Here is a 362-nt window from a genome sequence, read left to right as displayed (position 1 = left end):
GAGGTAGCCGTTGCGGCGGGGCCCGCGGGCGAGCTCCCCCGGCCAGCCCCGCCGCCCGGCCTCCGCGCGCCGGTCGAGCCCCGGCCCGCGCCGCGGACAACGGGGGGACCGGGCGGGCTCAGGGCGCTGTGCGGGATGGCCCGCGCTCCATCAGCGTTAGCCCGGCGCAGGAGTCGTGCTGCGACCAGCTGTTCCTGTCTCCGGGGGAATCTCTCCGCCCGGCCCGCTGCAACCGTTACCTCTCCTCGACCGCCGGCGTCGCCTACACCCCCGGCGTGTTCGGCCACGTCAACATGGGCAAGGGGCGGGTGAAGGTCGTGCTGGGCGTGCCGCAGCTGGTCAGGATGGTCACGGGCGAGTAG

Annotated in this window: 1 protein-coding gene; it reads left to right on the top strand. The window is 75.4% G+C overall.

All coding sequences use genetic code 11. The features are described from left to right. A partial coding sequence (locus tag ADL03_RS49375) for a hypothetical protein (protein ID WP_231641541.1) occupies positions 1-362 on the top strand: 362 nt, incomplete at its 5' end.

The sequence above is a fragment of the Nocardia sp. NRRL S-836 genome, assembly GCF_001279525.1.
Lineage (GTDB): Bacteria > Actinomycetota > Actinomycetes > Mycobacteriales > Pseudonocardiaceae > Lentzea.
This window is presented reverse-complemented; position numbering and strand designations above follow the sequence as displayed.